Origin of the sequence: Burkholderia sp. BCC1638 (assembly GCF_902833195.1) — a bacterium.
Classification (GTDB): domain Bacteria; phylum Pseudomonadota; class Gammaproteobacteria; order Burkholderiales; family Burkholderiaceae; genus Burkholderia; species Burkholderia diffusa.
In genome coordinates this window covers 1-500 of sequence record NZ_CADFEC010000117.1, presented here as the reverse complement: position 1 = coordinate 500, position 500 = coordinate 1, and the positions used below count along the sequence as shown (strand labels likewise).

Here is a 500-nt window from a genome sequence, read left to right as displayed (position 1 = left end):
CGTCTCCCCAGGCGAGCCGCCCGCCCGCGTTGACCAGCGTCTTCTCGGGCCGCAGCTCGGTGTCGTAGTCGAGCAGGCCGAGCCCGGCCACGCGGGCCGGCGGCCCCTCGACGCCATGCGGATCGTCGAGCCAGCGGCCCAGCATCTGCATGCCGCCGCAGATCCCGATCAGCTTGCCGCCGTAGCGCAGGTGGCGCTGGATCGCGCGATCCCAGCCGTTGGCGCGCAGCCATGCGAGATCGCGCTGCACGCTCTTCGAGCCGGGCAGGATCACCAGATCGGCGGGCGGGATCGGGCCGCGCTTCCAGTACGAGAAATCGACGCGCGGATGCGCGCGCAGCGCGTCGTAGTCGGTGTGGTTGCTGATGCGCGGCACGGCCGGCACGACCACCCGCAGCACCCCGGCCGCGCGATCGCTGGCCTCGGTGCGCGCCAGGCTCGGCAGCATGTCCTCGGCGTCGAGCGCGAGGCCGTGCAGGTAGGGCAGCACGCCGAGCACC

Annotated in this window: 1 pseudogene; it reads right to left on the bottom strand. The window is 73.4% G+C overall.

What is annotated here, in order from left to right:
- Positions 1-500: pseudogene (locus HWX22_RS31470) on the bottom strand (cobyric acid synthase CobQ); the annotation flags it as partial.